Source organism: Streptomyces sp. WAC07094 (assembly GCF_036320405.1).
Taxonomy (GTDB): Bacteria; Actinomycetota; Actinomycetes; order Streptomycetales; family Streptomycetaceae; genus Streptomyces; species Streptomyces lannensis.
This window is the reverse complement of sequence record NZ_JAVMJZ010000001.1, coordinates 5,903,807-5,922,720: the sequence shown is the minus strand read 5'-3', so window position 1 is coordinate 5,922,720 and position 18,914 is coordinate 5,903,807. Positions and strand designations below refer to the sequence as shown.

Below are 18,914 nucleotides of genomic sequence, written 5' to 3'. Positions count from 1 at the left end.
CGCCAGGGTCCCGGCCGTGAGGCGCTCGTCCAGGAAGAGCGCGCCCGCCGCCACCGCGATCGCCGGGTTCACATAGGTGATGACCGTCGCCCGGGTCGGGCCCGCCTCCTTGATCAGCTCGAGGAACGCCACGAAGGCCACGGCCGTGCAGATCACACCGAGACCGGCCAGGGCGGCGAGGACCTGCCCGGACGGTACGGCGGTGGGCCACGTCGCGGCGGCCGCCGGGGCGTAGACCAGTGCCGACAGGGCCAGGCAGGGCGCGGTGAGCTGGAGCGAGGGGACATCCCTGAGATGACGGGCGGCGATCAGCGGCGCGGTCGCATAGCCGAGGACGGTCAGCAGCACCTCACCGAGCGACCGTGCGTCGCCGCCGGTCAGGTGCGGGACGGTGAGGACCGCGACACCGCCCAGTCCGAGGGCCAGCCCGGCCACCCGTCGCGCGCCCAGGTGCTCGGCGCCGCCGAAGAAGCGGGCCAGCACCACTCCGGCGATCGGCACGCCCGCTATCAGCAGACCCGCCGTGGAGCTGGACAGATGACGCTCGGCGTCGGTGAGCGTGAACCAGGGGCCCATGATCTCGATGCACGCGAAGGCCAGCATGGGGCGCCAGTGCGTCCGGACGGTCCGGGTCAGGCCGCCCTGGCGCAGGGCGAAGGGGAGCAGAAGCGCGGCGCCCAGCGCACAGCGCGTGAACACCACCATGGACGGGGACACGGCGTCCACCGCCACCTTGATCATCAGATAGGGGATGCCCCAGATCACTCCCATGAGGGAGAACAGGAACCAGCCGCGTGCAGTCATACGGCGAGTGTCGGCCGGGTCAGCGGCCGCCGTCTTGAACGCTGTTGCGGTGCGCGCTCGCGGCCACGCCCGCACGGTACGCAGCCGGGGTCACCCCCAGCACTCGACGGAACCAGCGGGTCAGATGCGCCTGGTCGGCGAAGCCCACGAGCGGGGCGACCTCGGCGGGGCGCAGTCCTGCCTCCAGCAGTCCGCGGGCCCGCGTCACCCGGTACTGGGCGAGCCAGGCGTAGGGCGGTATCCCCATCGCCGTACGGAAGGCACGCAGCAACTGGTAGCGCGACAGGCCTAGTTCGGTGGCGAGGTCGGCGAGGGAGGGCGGGGCGAGCAGTTCGTCGGCGAGGCGGTCGCGTACGGCGCGGGCGAGGTCCGCGGCGCCGGGGATCGAGTCGGGGACGGGGCGGGCCGTGGAGTGGCGCCGGGCGAGCGCGGTGAGCAGCCACGGGAGCCGGGACTCGGCCTCCAACGGGTCCGGGCAGGCGCTCAGTTCGGTGTGCGCGACGCGTACGGCGGCCACCAGTTCGGGGTCGTCGATGAGTGGTTCGCGAAAGTGCGGGAGACCGCCCAGGATGCCGTCGGAGAGCAGCGAGGGCTCCGCGTACAGGGCGCGGTAGGCGTAGCCGTCGGTGGCGGTGGCGGGTGCGCCGGTGTGCATCTCGCCGGGGTCGAGGACGACGATGGTGCCCGGCCCGGTCCGTATGTGGCCGCCGCGGTAGTCGATGACCTCGAACCCGCCGACGCAGACGCCGATGGTGAACTCGTCGTGCGCGTGCGGGGCGTAGCGGTGCTGGTCGAAGCGGGCGGTGAGCAGGTCGAGCGGAGGCCCGCCCCGGCCGAGGCGCGCCCGGGTCCACAGCGCCTGTTCACGTCCGCTCACCTTGCACCCCCTTTGCGGGGTGCAACGCGTCCGGACCCCGTTTTCATACCGCCGGGGAACTCAGAGGAAGTCGGTCGTGTCCAGTTCGAAGCCGAACGGCTCGGGGAGGGCGAGCGGCTTGCCGAAGGGGAACGTGCAGTGCTGGCGGTAGTCGTCCTTCTCGGGGTCGCTGAACAGCGTGATCGAGGAGGCTTCGCGGTCCAGCAGCAGGTAGAGGGGGATGCCGCCGCGGGCGTAGCAGCGGCGCTTGGTCTCGCGGTCCGCCTTCGGCCTGGTGGACGTCACCTCCAGCACCATGGCGACCCCCTCGCAGGGCATCCAGGGTTCGGCGCCTCGGTAGAGCCGCCGTTCTGTCGGGGCGAACGTGCCGTCGGGGATGACGTGGTTCTTGGGGCAGCCGCCTGCGCTCTGCAACGTCAGGCCCTTGTTCCCGGAGAACTGCATGTCGGTCCGGGACCGCCTGATGACCTGACTCACGATCAGGCCGATGCAGTCCTCGTGATCCCCGTCCGGCGGCGGTGTCACAACGATCTCCCCCTCGATCAGCTCGGCCCTGAAACCCTCCGGGGTGTCGAGGGCGAGAAAGCCCTCCAGCAGGACCTCTGACTCGGTGAGCGGCTCATGGGCCATGGCAGTCATGTCACGCCCCTCCTTCGGTCGCTCGCCAGACTGGGGCATCGGAAGATCACCTGTCCGTGGGATCGGAAACCGTTCCCTCGATCGTGGCACACCGTCGCGGCCGTCGTCAGGGATGTGCGGACGTGGCGATCCGCTCGCTTGACCTTGCCGCAACGTCAGCGTTTGTACTGGTCGTATCCGCATCGGAGAACTCGCCGGGGCCGTGGGCGTCACCACGCGGACCGTGCGGCACTATCACCACCTCGGGCTGCTGCCTGAGCCCGAGCGGCTGCCCAACGGGTACCGCGACTACGGCCTGCGGCACGCCGTCGTGCTGGCCCGGATCCGCCGGCTGACCGAGCTGGGGCTCGGTCTCTCGGAGGTACGGGACGTGCTCGCGGACGACGAGGGCCGCGACCTCGCCGAGGTCCTCGCGGAGCTGGACGAGGATCTGGCCCGGCAGGAGGCGGCGATCCGTGAGCGCCGGGGCAGGCTGAGCGCGCTGCTCGAGCAGGGCCGTCCCGCCGAGGGCCCCGTCTCCCCCGAGCTCGCCCGGCTGTTCGCCGGTATGGAGGCCTTCCTCGAGTCCCCGATGGCCACCAAGGACCGCGAGGTACTGGCGCTGATCGAGACCGCGGCCGCGCCGGAGGAACGGGAACGGCTGGCGGCCGTGCTGGCAGGCGCGTTCGGGGAACCGGGTGCCGTGGAGCGGGCGCGGGAGGTGTACGCGCTGCTCGACGCGCTCGTCGACGCGGACCGGGACGATCCGCGGGTCGACGACGCCGCCCGGGCGCTCGTCGCCTGCCTGCCGGACGGCCTCGTACCCGACGAAGGTGTCGACGAGGGCCAGGGCTTCATCAGGGCGCTCTACGCTGACCTCGCACCGGCCCAGGCGGAGGCGGTCCGCCGCGCCCTGCGGACACACGCGCGGGGACGGCGATGAGAACGGCGTACGTCCTGGTGCGGCACGAGCTGCGGCTCCTTGCGAGCCTCGCGCTCTGGGCCGCGCGCCGCACCCACGGGACGCGCGGCGGCCGGGCCTTCGGGTACGCGCGGGGACAGGGGCCGGTCATGGCCGGGTTCGCGTTCGTGTGCGTGGTGGAGACGTTCACCATGTCCGTGCTGCTGCGCGACTGGCCGTTGGTGCACCGGGTGGTGCCGCTGCTGGACGTCTACACCGTGGTGCTCGTCGTCGGCCTGTACGCGGCCTACGTGGTCCGTCCGCACGTCCTTGACCCCGGCGGGCTTCGTATCCGCCACGCCGCCCACGTCGATCTGCGCATACCGCTGGACCGGATCGCGTCCGTGCGCCGCGAGCTGCGTACCGTGCACGAGCGAGCCGACGGGGAGCTGAACCTCCCGGTGGGCTCGCAGACCACCGTCACACTGGAACTCGCCGAGCCCGTCGCCCACGTCACCTTCTTCGGCCGTCGGCGGGCGGTCCGCGTCGTCCGCTTCCACGCCGACGACGCCGGCCGTGTCGTCCAGGCGCTCGCACGGGCGCGGTAGGCCCCGGGGGGTGGGGGCCGTCCGTGGACACGCCCACGCCGTACGCTGTCGCGGAGCGCTACAGAAGGAGTATGTGTGCTGGTGCTGCTGCCGCCCTCGGAAGGCAAGGCGTCCTCCGGTCGCGGTGCCCCGCTGAACCTCGAGTCGCTGTCGCTGCCCGGTCTGACGGCCGCGCGGGAGGCCGTCCTCGGTGAGCTCGTGGAGCTGTGCGCGGGCGATGAGGAGAAGGCGCGCGAGGTACTGGGGCTGAGCGAGGGCCTGCGCGGCGAGGCGGCCAAGAACGCCGGGCTGCGGTCCGCCGGGGCGCGGCCCGCCGGGGAGATCTACACCGGTGTCCTGTACGACGCCCTGGATCTCGCCTCGCTGGACCCGGCCGCCAAGCGGCGCGCGGCCCGGTCCCTGCTCGTCTTCTCCGGGCTCTGGGGCGCGGTCCGGGTGACCGACCGCATCCCTTCCTACCGCTGCTCGATGGGCGTGAGACTGCCCGGGCTCGGAGCGCTCGGAGCGCACTGGCGCGCACCCCTTGCCTCGGTGCTGCCCGAGGCGGCCGGCGGTGGACTGGTGCTGGACCTGCGGTCCTCCGCCTACGCCGCGGCGTGGAAGCCGAAGGACGAGGTGGCCGGGCGGACGGCGACCGTCAGGGTGCTGCACTCCCGGATCGTGGACGGGGTGGAGAAGCGCTCGGTCGTCAGCCACTTCAACAAGGCGACGAAGGGGCGCATCGTCCGGGCTCTGCTCACGGCCGGGGCCGCTCCCAGGAACCCCGCGCAGCTGGTGGAGGCGCTGCGGGACCTGGGCCATGTGGTGGAGGCCGAGGCCCCCGCCTCCGGCAGGCCGTGGTCGCTGGACGTGGTGGTGACGGAGATCCACTGATCTGGGCACCCCAGCATTGCAGCATGCGCAACGACCTTTGCGCAGAGTGCTTTCCCTGGGCAGGATGAGCCCATGACCTCACCGCTGCCGCCGTCGCCGTCCGCCGTCCCGGTCCTGGACCTCGCGCCCGTCGTCCCCGTGGTCGTCGTCGCGGACGCCGCCGACGCCGTGCCCCTGGCACGGGCGCTGGTGGCCGGCGGGCTGCCCGCGATCGAGGTGACGCTGCGCACCCCGGCCGGACTCGACGCGATCCGGGCGATCGCCGCCGAGGTCGCGGACGCGGTGGTCGGGGCGGGCACGGTCATCACACCGGCGCAGGTGTCGGACTCGGTGGCGGCGGGGGCCCGTTTCCTGGTCAGTCCCGGGTGGACGGACTCGCTGCTGGCGGCGATGCAGGCGTCCGGGGTGCCGTTCCTGCCCGGGGTGTCGACGACGTCGGAGGTCGTGGCGCTCCTCGAACGGGGCGTGCGGGAGATGAAGTTCTTCCCGGCGCAGGCGGCCGGCGGCACGGCCTACCTCAAGTCGCTGGCCGGACCGCTCCCGCAGGCACGCTTCTGCCCGACCGGCGGTATCGGCCCGGCGAACGCCCCGGAGTACCTGGCGCTGCCCAACGTCGGCTGCGTGGGAGGGACCTGGATGCTGCCCCAGGACGCGATCGAGGCGAAGGACTGGGCCCGGGTCGAGCGGCTGGCACGCGAGGCGGCGGGCCTGCGCCGCCCGTTCAGCGCAGGTGGGACGTCTCGTTGAGGAGGCGGAGGCTCGCGTTGCCGTCCGCGAAGTAGGCCACCGCGGACAGCGACGCCGCGGAAAGCTCCATCCGGAACAGCGCCTCGGGGGGCGCCCCGAGCGCGAGCCGGACGAGGGTCTTGACCGGCGTGACGTGCGAGACCAGCAGGACCGTACGGCCCGGGTGGGCGGCCAGCAACGCGTCCCGGGTGGCGGCGACCCGCCGGGCGACTGCCGCGAAGCTCTCGCCACCGCCACTGGGTGCGGCCTCCGGGTCGGTGAGCCAGGCGTTCATGTCGTCGGGGTACTTCTCGCGCACTTCGCCGAACGTCAGTCCCTCCCAGGCACCGAAGTCGGTCTCGCGCAGCCCTTCGTCCACGCTCACCTCGAGGCCGAGGCGGGCGGCGACGGTCCCGGCGGTCTCGCGGCAGCGCGCGAGGGGCGAGGAGACCACGGCCTGGACGGTCCCCCGCGCGGCGAGCGCGGCGGCGACGAGCTCGGCCTGGCGCCGGCCGACGTCGGACAGGGCCGGGTCGTCGCCGCCGCTGCCGGAGAACCGCTTGAGCGGGGTGAGCGGGGTCTCGCCGTGGCGCAGCAGCACGAAGGTGGTGGGGGCACCCAGGTCGGGCGGGGCGGCGGCGACATTGCGGGCGGCGCGCGCATCGGCGCCCGCACGCGCCGCCGAGCCCGGCCGCGCGCCGTCGGACGGCGAGGCGACCGCGACCGCCGGCTCGTCGCCCGCGGGGCCGGGCGGTTCGTGCAGCGTCGCACCACGGGCGTCCGGCTCGGCGGCGGACCGGGACGCGTCCCATCGCTCGCCCCGGCTCCCCGCGTCCATCGCCTCGTTGGCGAGCCGGTCCGCGTGCTTGTTCCGCTCGCGCGGGATCCACTCGTACGTGACCTGCCCGGCCGGGAGGACGGCGGCGGCCCGCATCGCCAGTGGCCGCATGTCCGGGTGCCGGATCTTCCACCGGCCGGACATCTGCTCCACGACCAGCTTGGAGTCCATCCGGACGTGCACCCTCGCCGCCGGGTCGAGCTCGCGGGCCGCGCTCAGCCCGGCGAGCAGTCCACGGTACTCGGCGACGTTGTTGGTGGCGGTCCCGATGAACTCGGCCCGCTCCACCAGCGTCTCGCCCGTCGCCGCGTCACGCACGACGCTGCCGTAGCCGGCGGGCCCCGGGTTGCCCCGCGACCCGCCGTCGGCCTCGACGATGAACTCCCGCACTCCGTACGCCTTTTACAGGCCGGACTCGGAGGTGCGCACCAGGATGCGGCGGCAGTTCTCGCAGCGCACGACCGTGTCGGGCGCCGCCGCACGGATCTCGCTCAGCTCGGTGATCGCCAGTTCCTGGCGGCAGCCCTGGCAGGTGCGCTGGTACAGCTTGGCCGCACCGATGCCGCCCTGCTGCTCGCGCAGCTTGTTGTACAGCTTCAGCAGGTCCGCGGGCACCGAGCCCGCGACGACCTCGCGCTCCTTGGTCACCGACGCGGACTCGCCGTCGATCTCCTCGTACGCCGCGTCCCGGCGCGCCGAGGCGTCGTCGATCTTCGACTGCACCGATCCGACCCGCTCGGTCAGCTCGGCGACCCGCTCCTGCGCGGACTCGCGGCGCTCCATCACCTCCAGCACGACGTCCTCCAGGTCGCCCTGGCGCTTGGCGAGCGAGGCGATCTCGTGCTGGAGGTTCTCCAGGTCCTTCGGGGAGGTGACCGCACCGGAGTCGAGGCGCTGCTGGTCGCGGACGGCGCGCTGCCGCACCTGGTCCACGTCCTGCTCGGCCTTGGTCTGCTCGCGGGCGCAGTCGCTCTCCTCGGTCTGCGCCGCCACCAGCAGGTCGCGCAGCTGGGTGAGGTCCTTGGTCAGGGACTCGATCTCGGCGTGCTCGGGCAGCGACCTGCGCTTGTGCCCGAGCTGCTGCAGTCGTACGTCCAGAGCCTGGACGTCGAGGAGTCGGATCTGGTCGGCGGGCGCGGCGTTCAGTTGGGGGCTCCAGGGGTGTGCGAGTCGGAGGGGGCGCGCGAGGCGCTCTCTGGCTGGACGGTGGCGGACGCCGCGTGGGCGGTCCAGGGGTCGGTGACCGTCGGCGAGACGTGGACGCGCAGGCCCCACCCGTGCCGGTCGGAGATCTCGTCGAGCTGGGTGGCGGCCAGCTGGCACCAGGGCCACTCCGTGGCCCAGTGCGCCGCGTCGAGTAGCGCGAGGGGACTGCGGGTGCTGGCCGCCGCGAACTCGGACGCCGGGTGGTGACGCAGGTCCGCGGTGAGGAAGGCGTCCACCCCGGCCGCGCGTACCTCGTCGAAGAGGCTGTCGCCGGAGCCGCCGCTGACGGCGATCGTGCGGACCGGCGCCTCGGGGTCGCCGGCGACGCGGATGCCCTGCACGGTGGCGGGCAGCCGCTCGGCGGCCCGGGCGGCCAGCGCGCGGACGGTCATCGGGTGGTCCAGCTCGCAGACGCGGCCGAGACCCCGGCGGCCCTTCGGGTCGGTCGTGTCCGGTACCAGGGGGCGCACGACCCGAAGGTCGAGCGCGCCGGCGAGGGCGTCGCTGACGCCGGGGTCGGCGCGGTCGGCGTTGGTGTGGGCGACATGCAGCGCGATGTCGTTCTTGATGAGGGTGTGCACGACGCGGCCCTTGAAGGTGGAGGCCGCCACCGTCGTCGTCCCCCGCAGATAGAGCGGGTGGTGGGTGACCAGCAGGTCGGCGCCGAGCTTCACCGCCTCGTCGACGATCTCCTGGACGGGATCGACGGCGAAGAGGACCCGGGTGACCTCCTGGTCGGGGTCGCCGACGACCGTGCCGACCGCGTCCCAGGACTCGGCCCGCTCGGCGGGCCACAGGGTCTCCAGGGCGGCGATGACTTCAGACAGACGGGGCACGGGGAAAGGCTACCTGCCCCGGCTCCTTCCCCGACCGGTCGTGGGTCGTTCGGGCCGACGGGCTCGGCGCGGGCGCCGCGCGGACCACCCCCGAGGGTGCGGAGGTCGCGTGCGGAGGGGCCGTGCGCCCCCTCGTGCAGCACACCCGCCCCCGTTTCCTCAGGAGAACGGCGCGACGAACACCCTTATGTGTGAAGCAGCCGTCCCACGAAGTCACGCCCGTGCGTACGAAAACTAGCTTCGTCGCCGGAGGTGACCGAACCATGACGGACCGTGCCTTCACGACCGCCGCGGCGGAGGGGAACGAGTGGGCGCCCCGGCCCGGATGTGTGACGACCGCAGACGGGTCCTACGCGGCGCGTCTGGCCCTGGACGACGGGTCCTTGTACCCGGAACGCTGGACCCTGGACGGCCCCGAACCGTACGCCGTACCACTGCCCGGCAACCAGCCGGAGGAGCCCGGCACCGAAGTGCAGCCCCTGACCGACGGCCGGGTGCTGATCCACCGCGTCGCGGCGGGGCGGCACACGTTCTCGCTGCTCTATCCGACCGGGCCGGGGACCGGGGAGTTGCCGCTGGGCTCGGTGGAATGCCCCGCGGAGGACGCCCGGCTGCGGCTGCTGCCCCCCGCGCCGACGGGGGACCGCGCGTTCGCGCTGGCCGTGGACGGGGGATCCACGGCGGTGTGGCAGGTGGCGGGGGGACCGGGTGTGCCCGAGCGGCTGGCTCAGCTGCCGGGCCGCTGCTCGGGCGGGGTGTGGCTGGACCGTGCGGGGCGGATGCTGGCCCTGGACCGGACGCCGCCCGACGGGGGGCCCACCAAGACGGTGGTGGTGGATCTGGCACGGGGCGGGGAGGTCTCGCCGCTGCTGCAGATCGCGGACGCAAGCCATGACCGGCTGCTGCTCGCGGATCCGGACAGCGGACTGCTGCTGATCCGCTCCGACGCCCCGTCGCCGGGTCAGGACCGGCTCGGCTGGGGGGTGTTGGGGAGCACACTGCCGGTGCGTTTCCCCGAGTGTCTGCGGCTGGACGGCCCGGCGGCCCCGTTCGCCATCCAGCCGGGACAGGCGTTGATGCCGGAGAGCTGTGCGGTGGCGCTCAGGATCGACGGGGCGGCGGGCAGCTGGATCGGGGTGTGGCGCCCGGCGGACCGCCGTGTCCACCATCTCGCGGCCCCCGAGGGCTGGTTGAAGGGCACGGGCCTGTGGACCCGGGACGGGGTGCTGCGGCTGCCGTATGCGACCCGGACGGTGCGCTGTGCGGTGGCCCGGGTCGTACCCCCCGCCGCGGCACCCGCGCCGCAGCCCGAGCACCCGGGCCGATGGCCGGTGCCGAAACCCGCGGTGGGACGCACGTCGCGACCGGTGCCCTTGCAGCAGGCGCTCGCGCCACGCGGCGGCCGGACCGAGCGGACGCCCCTCGTATGGGTCCGCAAGAAGCAGACGCCGGTGGGGAGTGGAAACGGAGCGGCGGGGAACGCGGAGGGCCGCGGTGCCACGCCACCGGTCCCCGGTACGGCCGTCGTCGCCGCCCGTTAAACTCGCCCGGCTGTACGAAAGACATATTGACGGGGTGAAGAGTTCAGATGAGCGACACCAGCAGCAGCACGCCCATGTCTGACGCGGCCCAGGAGATCCCGGGGCACGGTCGGCACCGCGGACCGGTCTCCGCCGAGGACACCGACGCGAACCCCAGCGGGCGTCACCGTGCCTCGGACCGCGGCATGACGGCCGATCAGGGGTCGGCCTCCCGCTGAGGGCGCATCGATTCCGCTGAGGCCCCCGTCCGGTCCGTCCTGGGCGGGGGTCTCGCCATGACGTCGGCGCCCGACCCGCGCCGCTCCCCGTACCGGTCGTCCCGCGACCCGTCACTCCTTGGGCGCGGGACTGCGCACGAGCAGCACCATGGCCGCCCCGATCGCCATCGCCGCCGCCGGCCACAGCAGGGCGTTGGCCATGACGGCCGAGACGACGGTGCGGACGGAGTCCTGCACACCGCGGCCGGATTCCAGCCGCTGGAAGTCGATGCTCTCGACGGCCTTTCTCCGGCTCGCGCCGAGACCCGCCGCGTGCGCCGCGATCTGGGTCTTGAACTGGGCGGTCATGACGGTCGCGATGACCGCGGCGCCGAGTGTGGCCCCGATCTGCCGCGAGGCGTTGAACACACCCGAACCGGCGCCGATGTAGGTGGGCGGCAGCCCCTGCATCGCGGCGACGGCCAGCGGGCTCATCATCAGCGAGCTCGACGCGCCCATCCAGGCGGCGTGCACGAGCAGCACGGCCAGGGACATGTCCGGTGTCATCAGGAAGTGCCGGACGAAGAGCGCGGAGCTGAACAGGGCGAGCCCGGTGAACGCCGGCCACTTGGGCCCGACCTTGTCGACGAGCCTGCCGATCCAGGGCGCGAGCGGCACCGAGACCAGCGCCGACGGCAGCATCATCAGCGCCGCCTCGGCCGGCGTCATGCCCCGGCCCGCCTGGAAGTAGAGGGTCCCGGGGAAACTCGCGGGGACCGTGGCGAAGCCCGCGGCCACGATCGCCAGATTGGCGGCCGCGAACGTCCTGACCCGGAAGATGCCCATCGGCACCAGCGGCTCGCTCTTGTTCACGCGTTCCCACGCGACGAAGCCGGCCCCGAACACGACTCCGAGGAGGAGGATCTCGGGGACGCCGACGGAGATCCCGGTGTGGTGGCCGAGGACGACGAGGTCGTCGGTGATCTCCGACCAGTCGTAACCGCTGCCGTTCTCCAGGCCGTAGACGAGACAGAACAGGGACAGGCCGCTGATCAGCACACCGACGATGTCGAAGCGGTGCGGATCGCCGGACAGGGCGGGCACGAAGCGCCGCGCCACCAGGAGTCCGACGATCCCGATCGGCACATTGATCAGGAAGATCGACCGCCAGCCCAGCGAGTCGACGAGCAGACCGCCGCAGACCGGTCCGACCAGAACGGCACCGCCGGAGACCAGACCCCAGTACGACATGGCGCGCCCGCGGACCTCCTTGGGGAAGGTCTTGCTGATGATCGCCATGGACTGGGGGGACATGCCCGCGGCGCCCAGGCCCTGCAGGGCCCGGAAGGCGATCAGCTGACCGATGCCGGTCGCGAGCCCGCACAGCAGCGAGGCGGCGGTGAACACCGCCATCCCGATCAGGTAGATCCGCTTGGCGCCGAACCGGTCCCCGAGGCGGCCGGCGAGCAGCAGCGGCACCGAGTACGCCAGCAGATAGGAACTGGTCACCCAGACCGTCGTGCTGATGTCCGTATGGAGATCGGCGGAGAGCTTAGGCATCGCCACGACCACGACGGTGGTGTCGAGCATGAGCAGGAAGAAGCCGACCATGAGGGCGGCGAGCGCACTCCACGGTGCCCGGACTCGGGGAGCGGCTCTCTGCGTCTGCGACGTGGTCATGGTCCGAAGGTGCCATGGAGTGGTGCCCCGGTATCGGTGGCACGCGGCGGGCTACGGCCGGTTGGGGGGCGCCGGGCCCGCGATGGCGCCGGACGCGACCGCGGGCCGGTCCCCGCTCACGCGTGCCTCAGCCCGAGCACCTCCACCGCCGCGAACGTCTCGCCCCGTGGGCGCTGCGCGAAGTGCGGGGTGAGCACGGCGTCGAGTTCCTCGTAGGTGAACGCGTCCTGCTTCGTGTCGAACCGGGCATGCACCCGGGGCCGCTCGACGATCGCGACCAGGCCGCCGTGCACCACCAGTAGCTGCCCGTTGACCGGTGCGGCGGCGGGCGAGACCAGATAACCCACGAGCGGGGCCACATGCTCGGGGGCGAGTGGGTCGAGACCCTGCTCCGGACGTTCGAGCCCGGCGAACACGTCCTCGGTCATCCGGGTGCGGGCACGCGGGCAGATGGCGTTCGCCGTGACCCCGTACTTCGCCAGGGCGAGGGCGGTTGAGGTGGTGAGGCCCACGATGCCGCCCTTCGCCGCCGCGTAGTTGGGCTGCCCGGCCGAGCCCGCCACGAACGCCTCCGACGACGTGTTCACGATCCGCCCGTACACCGGGCCGTCCGCCGCCTTGGAACGCGCCCGCCAGTGCGCGGCGGCGAAGCGGGTCGTGTTGAAGTGGCCCTTGAGGTGGACCCGGATCACCGCGTCCCATTCGTTCTCGGACATCGAGAACACCATGCGGTCGCGCAGGATGCCCGCGTTGTTGACCAGTACGTCGAGCCTCCCGAACTCGGCGACCGCCAGCTCGATCAGACCGTGGGCCTGTGCGAAGTCGGCGACGTCCCCGGTGTGGGCGACGGCCCGGCCGCCCGCCGCGCGGATCTCGGCGGCGACCTCCTCCGCCGGACCCTCGCACGCCTCCCCCGAACCGTCCCGGCCCGGCTGCCCGTAGTCGTTGACGACGACGGCCGCACCGAGCCGGGCGAGCTCCAGCGCCTCGGCCCGGCCCAGCCCCCGGCCCGCCCCGGTCACGACGGCGGACAGCCCTTCAAGTGGCAGCGACATCACGGTCCCTTTCGACAGGCGTACGGGGGCAGCGGGCTCAGATCTCGATGCACGTGCGCAGTGCCGTGCCCGTCCTCATCCCGTCCAGCGCCTCGTTGATCTCGGCGAGGGGCACCCGCTGCGTGATCAGGCCCGCCAGGTCGACACGCCCGGCGCGCCACAGCGCGATGGTCCGTTCGTACGAACGCAGGACGTCCCCTCCGCCGTACATGGACGGCAGGATGCGCTTCTCGTCGAAGAACAGCTCGAACATGCTGAGCTGGAGGAAGTCGTCCATGGCGCCGGCGCCGACCACGACCAGGGTGCCGCCGCGCCGGGTGAGCTCGTAGGCCGTGCGGGCGGTGGCCGACTTCCCGACGACCTCGAAGACGTAGTCGAAGCCCTCCCCCGCGGTGACCTGCTGCTTGGCGTCCGGCAGTTCCCCGGGCGACACGGCCCTCGTGGCTCCGAACTTCAGCGCGGACTCCCGGCGGGAGGCGACCGGATCGACGGCGACGATCTCGGCGGCGCCCCGCAGCCGGGCCCCCTGGATCGCGGAGATCCCGACGCCCCCGCAGCCGATGACGGCGACGGACGAGCCCGCCTCCACGTCCGCGGTGTTGAGGACCGCGCCCAGGCCGGTGGTCACCCCGCAGCCGATGAGCGCGGCGATGTCGAACGGCACGTCGTCCGGGACGGGCACCGCGCAACCGGCGTCCACGACGACCTCTTCGGCGAAGGTGCCGGTGCCCGCGAAGCCGAAGACGTCGCCGCCGGGGCGTTTGAAGTTGGGGGTGCCCGCGTTCATGAACCCGGACAGACACAGTTCGGTCTGCCCGCGTCCGCAGGCGGGACAGGCGCCGCAGGCGGGCAGCCAGCACACGACCACCCGGTCGCCGGGCCGCAGGGTGCGGACGCCCTCGCCCACTTCGAGGATCTCGCCCGCGCCCTCGTGGCCGGGCACGAACGGGGCGGGCTGCGGCAGCACCCCGTTCATCGCGGACAGGTCCGAGTGGCACAGCCCGGTGGCGCGCACCCGGATCCTGACCTTGCCGGGGCCGAAGCCCGTCGCCTCGACGTCGTCGAGGACCTCCAGCTTGTCCTGGCCGATCTCGTGCAGTACGGCTGCGCGCATGGTGCGGCTCCCCTCGAGGGCTGGGCGGCTCAGGAGTGTTCGACGATGGTGTCGGTGAGGACCGGAGCGTCGTCCCGCTCGACCGCGCCGACCGTCACCCGCAGGGAGCCCTCCCGCCGCCACACGCGGATGCGCAGGGTCTCCCCGGGGAACACGACTCCGGCGAAGCGCGTGGAGCAGGCGCGCACCCGGGCCACGTCCCCGTCGAGCAGCGTGTCGACGACCGCCTTCAGGGTGACCCCGTAGGTGCACAGCCCGTGCAGGATGGGCCGCTCGAAGCCGGCGAGCTTGGCGAACTCGGGATCGGCGTGCAGCGGGTTCCAGTCGCCGGAGAGGCGGTACAGCAGCGCCTGGTCCTCGCGGGTGGGCCGCTCGATCACCCTGTCGGGTTCGCCGGTCGGCCGGTCGGTGGGGGCGGCGGGGCCGCGGTCGCCGCCGAAGCCGCCTTCCCCGCGCACGAAGATCTGTGCGTCGTTGGTCCACAGCGGGCCGTGGTCGTCGGTGGCCTCGGTGCGCAGCACGAGGACGGCGGCCTTCCCCTTGTCGTACACGGCGGCGATGCGGGAGGTGGCGGTCGCCCTGCCCTCCACCGGGATCGGACGGTGGACCGTCAGCGTCTGGCCGCCGTGCAGGACCCGGGCGAGATCGACCTCGATGCCGGGCATGGACAGGCCGCTGATCACGCCGGGGGCCCCGGCGCCCGCGACGGTGGCGAAGCTCGGCAGGACGTACAGCCGGGACTCAAGGGTGTAGCGCAGCTCGTCGGCGTCGGTCGCCGGGCTGTGCTTGTCGGGGTTCGCGCCCGCGCCGATGCCGAGGTGATAGAGCTGGACGTCCTTGCTGTTCCAGGTGATCTCGCGGGACCGGGGTTCGGCCGCGAGGGCCTTGGCTGCGTCGATGGGCATGGGGCTCCTGACACTGGCGGGAAGGACCCCGGTGCGGCCGTCCGCACCGTCGGCCGCACCGGGGTCGTCACGGGGCCGCGGAACCCGCCCGTTCTAGAACGCGTTCCAGTATGGCGACCCCCTGTATAACCCAGCTCGCAGAAGTTGTGAAGACCGCTGACGGCTTGTCAGATCCGCTGCCCCGCCTCCGGACCCATGACATTTGTCCTGCCGGAGTCCGTACAACCGCCTCTGCTGCGGGCCGCCCCGGCTCCGTAACGTCGTGGTCATGACGAAAACGACCGGGACACCGCCTGCCGTGTCCTTCACGGGGGCGGTCAAGACCTACGGCGCCGTGCGCGCCGTCGACGGTGTGGACATGCGGATCGCGCAGGGCGAGACGGTGGCACTGCTCGGCCGCAACGGCGCCGGCAAGTCCACCACGATCTCCCTGCTGCTCGGCCTCGTCCAAGCCGACGAGGGCACGGTGGAGCTCTTCGGCGCGGCGCCCGAGCGCTCCGTGCTGGCCGGACGCGTGGGCGCCATGCTGCAGGATTCGCGGGCGGTCCCCCGGGTGACCGTCCGCGAGCTGGTGTCCTTCGTGGCCGGCCGCTATCCGGCCCCGATGCCCGTGGCACATGCCCTGGAGCTGGCCGGGATCACCGACCTGGCCGGGCGGCGGGTTGACCGGCTCTCCGGCGGTCAGACCCAGCGCGTGCGCTACGCGGTGGCGCTCGCCGGAAATCCGTCGCTGCTCGTGCTCGACGAGCCGACCGCGGCCCTGGACGTGGAGGCGCGGCACGCCTTCTGGCGGTCGATGCGGGAGTACGCCGGACTCGGTCGCACCGTCCTGTTCTCGACCCACTATCTGGAGGAGGCGGACGCGCACGCCGACCGGATCATCGTCATCGACCGCGGCCGTGTGGTGGCCGACGGCACGGGCGAACAGCTGAGGCGGGCGGCCGGCGGCAACCTCGTCTCGATCGACCTGGACGGGCGCGGCACCGAGGGGCTCACCCTGCTGCCCGGCGTGCGGTCGATGGAGGTGCGCGGGGACCGGGCGCTGCTGCGCACGGACGACTCCGACGCGACGGTGATCGCCCTGGCGGAGCTCGGTGCGATACGCGGCCTGGAGGTCGCCCCGGCGTCGCTCGACGACGCGTTCCTTGCCCTGACCGCACCCGAGATGGAGATCGTGTGATGCTGGACTACCTGCGGCTCGAAGTGCGCCGGACGCTGCGCGACGTGGGCTTCGTGATCGGTGGGGTCGCGATGCCGGTGATGATGTACCTGCTGTTCACCAACCTCGGTGAGAACGACGGTGCCTGGAAGACCGCCTCCATGGTCGGCATGGCCGCGTACGGCGCCGTCGGCTCGGCCCTGAACACCGGGGGCGGGGTCGCCGAGGACCGGGCGATCGGCTGGCTGCGGCAGCTCAGGGTGACCCCGATGACTCCGCGCCAGGTCGTCGCCGGGCGGGCGCTGACCGGTTCCGTGACGGTGCTGCCCGCGATCGTCGTGGTGCTCGCCGCGGGCGGGCTGCTCAACGGCGTCCGGCTGGCGGCGTGGCAGTGGGTCTCGATCGCGCTCCTGCTGTGGCTCGGCTCGATCCCCTTCACCCTGCTCGGCCTCGGCAACGGCTACCGGCTGACCGCGCAGACCACGGGTGTGACGAACATGGTGTGCAATCTGGGCCTCGCGGTGCTCGGCGGCCTGTGGTTCCCGGTCACCCTGTTCCCCGGCTGGCTGCGCACGGTCTCCGGGTACACCCCGACCCACCGCTTCGCCCAGCTCGGCACGTCGATCGCCGACGGCCACGCCCCCGCACTCGGTGCGGTCGTGGTCCTGACGGCCTGGGCGCTGGCGTTCGGTTCGTACGCTGTCTTGTCGTACCGCCGCAGTGCCGGGAACGTGTGAACGGGGTGACGGACATGCACTGGTTGCGCAAGGCCGGCTGCCACATGGACACGTGGCAGCTCGCACGACAGACGTGGAAGGAGGACATGGAGCGCTTCAAGACCGAGCAGAAGGCCGCCCGTAGGACCGGCAAGGCGGCGGAGAGCCCGGGTCCGCCGCCCACCGGCTTCACCCTGCTGCCGTGGCTGCTGCTGGGGATGGGGGCCTTCTCCAACCTCTTCCAGGGCAAGGCCTCGAACGCCTGGATAGGCAGCTTCGGCCTGCTCGCCTTCAACTCCCTCTACATCTACGTCGTCTTCCGGGCCTTCGACAGGGAGCGGCGCGAGGCGCCTTCCACGCGTGTGGCGCTGCTTCTGATGGGGGCGGTGACCTGCGGTCTTGCCATCGGCTACGGCGGGAACTGGCTGCTGTTCTTCCCTCTGCTCGGTCTGGCGACGGGCGCCATCGTCCGTGGTCCCTGGCTGGGGAAGACCGGTCTGGGGCTCACCGCGCTGGCGGGCACCGTGGCGTGCCTGCGCGACGGCTGGAACGGGATCAACATCGCCTACGGCACCTTCCTGTCGACGATGGTGACCGCCGCCATCCTGTCCCTGTCCGAGGCCGTCCGCGAACTGCGTGCCGCCCGTGAGGAACTGGCCCGCCGAGCGGTGGAGAAGGAGCGACTGCGCTTCTCCCGCGACCTGCACGACCTGCTCGGGCACACCCTGTCGGTGATCGTCGTGAAGTCCGAGGCGGCCCGCCGCCTGGCCCACCGCGACCTGGACGCGGCGCTGACACAGGTCACCGACATCGAGTCCGTCGGCCGCCAGGCGCTCACCGAGATCCGCGAGGCGGTGACGGGCTACCGGGAGGGCAGTCTGGCGACGGAACTGGACCGCGCCCGGTCGGCCCTGACCGCCGCGGGCATCGAGCCGGTGGTGCGCAGGTCGGGCGCTCCCCTGGTACCGCAGACCGAGGTCCTGCTCGGCTGGGTGGTCCGCGAGGCGGTCACCAATGCCGTACGGCACAGCGGCGCGGACCGCTGCGAGCTCACCGTCGACGGCACGTCCGGCCGGGTCCGGCTGACGATCGCCGACAACGGGAACGGCGCGGCCGCCGCCCCGCCCCCGGCGGGCGTGGGCGGGACCGGTCTGAAGGGGCTGACGGAGCGGCTCGCCGCGGCGGGCGGCTCACTGCACGCCGGCCCGTCACCGCGCGGCGGATTCACGGTCACGGCGGAACTGCCCGTGGACTCGGAACTCCCGTTGGCCGCCGGGCTCCCGCCCGCCGCCCCGCTCTCACCGGCGGCCACGGCCCCGGGGACCGACTGACGACCCGGCCCCGATCCGACGATACGGAGTCCGGTCCCGGCGATCGCTCGACCGCCGAACCACCGACGCGGGCCGGCTCACCCCGTGCTCGCCGAAGGCGAGGGCTCGCGGGACCGGCTGACGACCCGGCACGGCGTCACACCGTCGGCACGGCACACGCTCCCGGCCGTCGGTGAACCCGCGGAACGCCTGGCCGGGCCGCCTCGGTCCGCTCTCGTCGAGGCGCGAACCGCGGACGTGCCCGCACCGTACGCTTGGCCCGTGGACGAGATGCCCCGAAGTCACAGGCCGGCGAAATGCATCAGGGTCCTGCTCGCCGAGGACCAGGGCATGATGCGCGGCGCCCTCGCCCTGCTGCTCGGCATGGAGGAGGACATCGAGGTCGTCGCACAGGTCTCCGCGGGCGACGCGATCGTCGACACGGCTCTGACCCACCGCCCGGACGTCGCCCTGCTGGACATCGAGCTTCCCGGTATGAGCGGTCTGGACGCGGCCGCCGAACTGCGCGTGCAGGCACCGGACTGCCGGGTGCTCATCCTGACCACCTTCGGCCGGCCCGGTTATCTGCGCCGCGCCATGGAGGCGGGCGCCGCCGGCTTCCTCGTCAAGGACGGCCCGGTGGAGGACCTGGCCACGGCGATCCGGCGGGTGCTCACCGGCGAGACGGTGGTGGATCCGGCGCTGGCCGCGGCGGCCCTCAGCGCCGGGCCCAACCCGCTGACCGCGCGCGAGTGCGAGGTCCTGAAGGCGTCCGTGGACGGGGCGACGGTCTCCGACATCGCCGCGAAGCTCCATCTGTCCGAGTCCACGGTACGCAACTACCTCTCGTCGGCCATCGGCAAGACCGGCACCCGCAACCGCATGGAGGCGATGCGCGAGGCCCGGCAGCAGGGATGGCTGTAGGGTCTGTCGTTCGGATCAGGTCGACT

General features: G+C 72.8%; 19 protein-coding genes. 10 read left to right on the top strand and 9 right to left on the bottom strand.

Going from position 1 to position 18,914, the window contains the following annotated elements; genetic code table 11:
* Positions 1–823: 823 nt before the first annotated feature.
* Positions 824–1,681, bottom strand: a complete 858-nt coding sequence (locus tag RCR19_RS26185) for an AraC family transcriptional regulator (RefSeq protein WP_331267345.1) — start codon at positions 1,679–1,681, stop codon at positions 824–826.
* A 60-nt stretch (positions 1,682–1,741) separates the two neighbouring features.
* Positions 1,742–2,320, bottom strand: coding sequence for a Uma2 family endonuclease (locus RCR19_RS26180; RefSeq protein ID WP_331267344.1), 579 nt, complete (start codon positions 2,318–2,320; stop codon positions 1,742–1,744).
* A 175-nt stretch (positions 2,321–2,495) separates the two neighbouring features.
* Here RCR19_RS26180 and RCR19_RS26175 point away from each other — a divergent pair, with 175 nt between their 5' ends.
* The 4 genes from RCR19_RS26175 (at position 2,496) to eda (ending at position 5,428) form a co-directional block, all read left to right on the top strand.
* The gene (locus tag RCR19_RS26175; protein ID WP_331269561.1) at positions 2,496–3,242 is read left to right on the top strand and encodes a MerR family transcriptional regulator; all 747 of its coding nucleotides are present in this window, start codon (positions 2,496–2,498) and stop codon (positions 3,240–3,242) included.
* A complete protein-coding gene (locus tag RCR19_RS26170) occupies positions 3,239–3,808 on the top strand; it encodes a hypothetical protein (protein ID WP_331267343.1) in 570 nt (189 codons plus the stop codon). Before RCR19_RS26175 ends, RCR19_RS26170 begins: the two co-directional genes overlap by 4 nt.
* A gap of 75 nt (positions 3,809–3,883) precedes the next feature.
* Entirely contained in the window at positions 3,884–4,681 is a 798-nt protein-coding gene (gene yaaA / locus RCR19_RS26165) for a peroxide stress protein YaaA (protein WP_331267342.1), read from the top strand.
* Positions 4,682–4,753: 72 nt separating this feature from the next.
* Positions 4,754–5,428, top strand: coding sequence for a bifunctional 4-hydroxy-2-oxoglutarate aldolase/2-dehydro-3-deoxy-phosphogluconate aldolase (eda, locus tag RCR19_RS26160; RefSeq protein ID WP_331267341.1), 675 nt, complete (start codon positions 4,754–4,756; stop codon positions 5,426–5,428).
* On the opposite strand, the gene RCR19_RS26155 is transcribed toward eda, so the two are convergent.
* The 3 genes from RCR19_RS26155 to RCR19_RS26145 are packed head-to-tail and all read right to left on the bottom strand — an operon-like array spanning position 5,403 to position 8,287.
* Entirely contained in the window at positions 5,403–6,635 is a 1,233-nt protein-coding gene (locus RCR19_RS26155) for a bifunctional RNase H/acid phosphatase (protein ID WP_331267340.1), read from the bottom strand. The two genes, eda and RCR19_RS26155, sit on opposite strands and share 26 nt — an antisense overlap.
* Positions 6,636–6,647: 12 nt before the next feature.
* Positions 6,648–7,391 carry a C4-type zinc ribbon domain-containing protein gene (locus tag RCR19_RS26150; RefSeq protein WP_220296577.1) on the bottom strand — a complete coding sequence of 248 codons (744 nt, stop codon included), beginning with the start codon at positions 7,389–7,391 and terminating at the stop codon, positions 6,648–6,650.
* Positions 7,388–8,287, bottom strand: coding sequence for a Nif3-like dinuclear metal center hexameric protein (locus RCR19_RS26145; protein ID WP_331267339.1), 900 nt, complete (start codon positions 8,285–8,287; stop codon positions 7,388–7,390). The genes RCR19_RS26150 and RCR19_RS26145 overlap by 4 nt, the downstream gene beginning before the upstream one ends.
* Positions 8,288–8,550: 263 nt before the next feature.
* Here RCR19_RS26145 and RCR19_RS26140 point away from each other — a divergent pair, with 263 nt between their 5' ends.
* Both RCR19_RS26140 and RCR19_RS26135 read left to right on the top strand, forming a co-directional pair.
* On the top strand, positions 8,551–9,828 hold the full coding sequence (locus tag RCR19_RS26140; protein ID WP_331267338.1) for a hypothetical protein: 1,278 nt from the start codon (positions 8,551–8,553) through the stop codon (positions 9,826–9,828).
* Positions 9,829–9,875: 47 nt separating this feature from the next.
* Positions 9,876–10,046 carry a hypothetical protein gene (locus RCR19_RS26135; RefSeq protein WP_331267337.1) on the top strand — a complete coding sequence of 57 codons (171 nt, stop codon included), beginning with the start codon at positions 9,876–9,878 and terminating at the stop codon, positions 10,044–10,046.
* Positions 10,047–10,157: 111 nt separating this feature from the next.
* On the opposite strand, the gene RCR19_RS26130 is transcribed toward RCR19_RS26135, so the two are convergent.
* The 4 genes from RCR19_RS26130 to RCR19_RS26115 all read right to left on the bottom strand — a co-directional run bounded on the left by RCR19_RS26130 (position 10,158) and on the right by RCR19_RS26115 (position 14,779).
* Positions 10,158–11,705: a DHA2 family efflux MFS transporter permease subunit gene (locus RCR19_RS26130; protein WP_331267336.1), complete on the bottom strand. Its 1,548-nt coding sequence runs from the start codon at positions 11,703–11,705 to the stop codon at positions 10,158–10,160.
* A gap of 116 nt (positions 11,706–11,821) precedes the next feature.
* Positions 11,822–12,760, bottom strand: a complete 939-nt coding sequence (locus tag RCR19_RS26125) for a 3-oxoacyl-ACP reductase (protein WP_331267335.1) — start codon at positions 12,758–12,760, stop codon at positions 11,822–11,824.
* Positions 12,761–12,797: 37 nt separating this feature from the next.
* The gene (locus RCR19_RS26120) at positions 12,798–13,874 is read right to left on the bottom strand and encodes a Zn-dependent alcohol dehydrogenase (RefSeq protein WP_331267334.1); all 1,077 of its coding nucleotides are present in this window, start codon (positions 13,872–13,874) and stop codon (positions 12,798–12,800) included.
* A 29-nt stretch (positions 13,875–13,903) separates the two neighbouring features.
* On the bottom strand, positions 13,904–14,779 hold the full coding sequence (locus RCR19_RS26115; protein WP_331267333.1) for a MaoC/PaaZ C-terminal domain-containing protein: 876 nt from the start codon (positions 14,777–14,779) through the stop codon (positions 13,904–13,906).
* Positions 14,780–15,047: 268 nt separating this feature from the next.
* On the opposite strand from RCR19_RS26115, the gene RCR19_RS26110 reads away from it, so the two are divergent.
* The 4 genes from RCR19_RS26110 (at position 15,048) to RCR19_RS26095 (ending at position 18,888) form a co-directional block, all read left to right on the top strand.
* Positions 15,048–15,959, top strand: coding sequence for an ABC transporter ATP-binding protein (locus RCR19_RS26110; protein ID WP_331267332.1), 912 nt, complete (start codon positions 15,048–15,050; stop codon positions 15,957–15,959).
* Complete coding sequence (locus RCR19_RS26105) at positions 15,959–16,675, top strand: ABC transporter permease (RefSeq protein ID WP_331267331.1); 717 nt, start codon at positions 15,959–15,961, stop codon at positions 16,673–16,675. The genes RCR19_RS26110 and RCR19_RS26105 overlap by 1 nt, the downstream gene beginning before the upstream one ends.
* 14 nt (positions 16,676–16,689) lie before the next feature.
* Positions 16,690–17,985 carry a sensor histidine kinase gene (locus RCR19_RS26100; protein ID WP_331267330.1) on the top strand — a complete coding sequence of 432 codons (1,296 nt, stop codon included), beginning with the start codon at positions 16,690–16,692 and terminating at the stop codon, positions 17,983–17,985.
* A 270-nt stretch (positions 17,986–18,255) separates the two neighbouring features.
* Positions 18,256–18,888 (top strand): response regulator transcription factor, encoded by a 633-nt coding sequence (locus RCR19_RS26095; RefSeq protein WP_331269560.1) that lies wholly within the window; start codon positions 18,256–18,258, stop codon positions 18,886–18,888.
* Positions 18,889–18,914 lie beyond the last annotated feature (26 nt).

Bases quoted from the DNA above. Each gene is read 5' to 3' on its own strand.
- RCR19_RS26180 (WP_331267344.1), bottom strand. From the start codon at position 2,320: ATGACTGCCATGGCCCATGAGCCGCTCACCGAGTCAGAGGTCCTGCTG.
- RCR19_RS26170 (WP_331267343.1), top strand. From the start codon at position 3,239: ATGAGAACGGCGTACGTCCTGGTGCGGCACGAGCTGCGGCTCCTTGCG.
- eda (WP_331267341.1), top strand. From the start codon at position 4,754: ATGACCTCACCGCTGCCGCCGTCGCCGTCCGCCGTCCCGGTCCTGGAC.
- RCR19_RS26140 (WP_331267338.1), top strand. From the start codon at position 8,551: ATGACGGACCGTGCCTTCACGACCGCCGCGGCGGAGGGGAACGAGTGG.
- RCR19_RS26135 (WP_331267337.1), top strand. From the start codon at position 9,876: ATGAGCGACACCAGCAGCAGCACGCCCATGTCTGACGCGGCCCAGGAG.
- RCR19_RS26130 (WP_331267336.1), bottom strand. From the start codon at position 11,705: ATGACCACGTCGCAGACGCAGAGAGCCGCTCCCCGAGTCCGGGCACCG.
- RCR19_RS26125 (WP_331267335.1), bottom strand. From the start codon at position 12,760: ATGTCGCTGCCACTTGAAGGGCTGTCCGCCGTCGTGACCGGGGCGGGC.
- RCR19_RS26120 (WP_331267334.1), bottom strand. From the start codon at position 13,874: ATGCGCGCAGCCGTACTGCACGAGATCGGCCAGGACAAGCTGGAGGTC.
- RCR19_RS26115 (WP_331267333.1), bottom strand. From the start codon at position 14,779: ATGCCCATCGACGCAGCCAAGGCCCTCGCGGCCGAACCCCGGTCCCGC.
- RCR19_RS26110 (WP_331267332.1), top strand. From the start codon at position 15,048: ATGACGAAAACGACCGGGACACCGCCTGCCGTGTCCTTCACGGGGGCG.
- RCR19_RS26105 (WP_331267331.1), top strand. From the start codon at position 15,959: ATGCTGGACTACCTGCGGCTCGAAGTGCGCCGGACGCTGCGCGACGTG.
- RCR19_RS26100 (WP_331267330.1), top strand. From the start codon at position 16,690: ATGCACTGGTTGCGCAAGGCCGGCTGCCACATGGACACGTGGCAGCTC.
- RCR19_RS26095 (WP_331269560.1), top strand. From the start codon at position 18,256: ATGCCCCGAAGTCACAGGCCGGCGAAATGCATCAGGGTCCTGCTCGCC.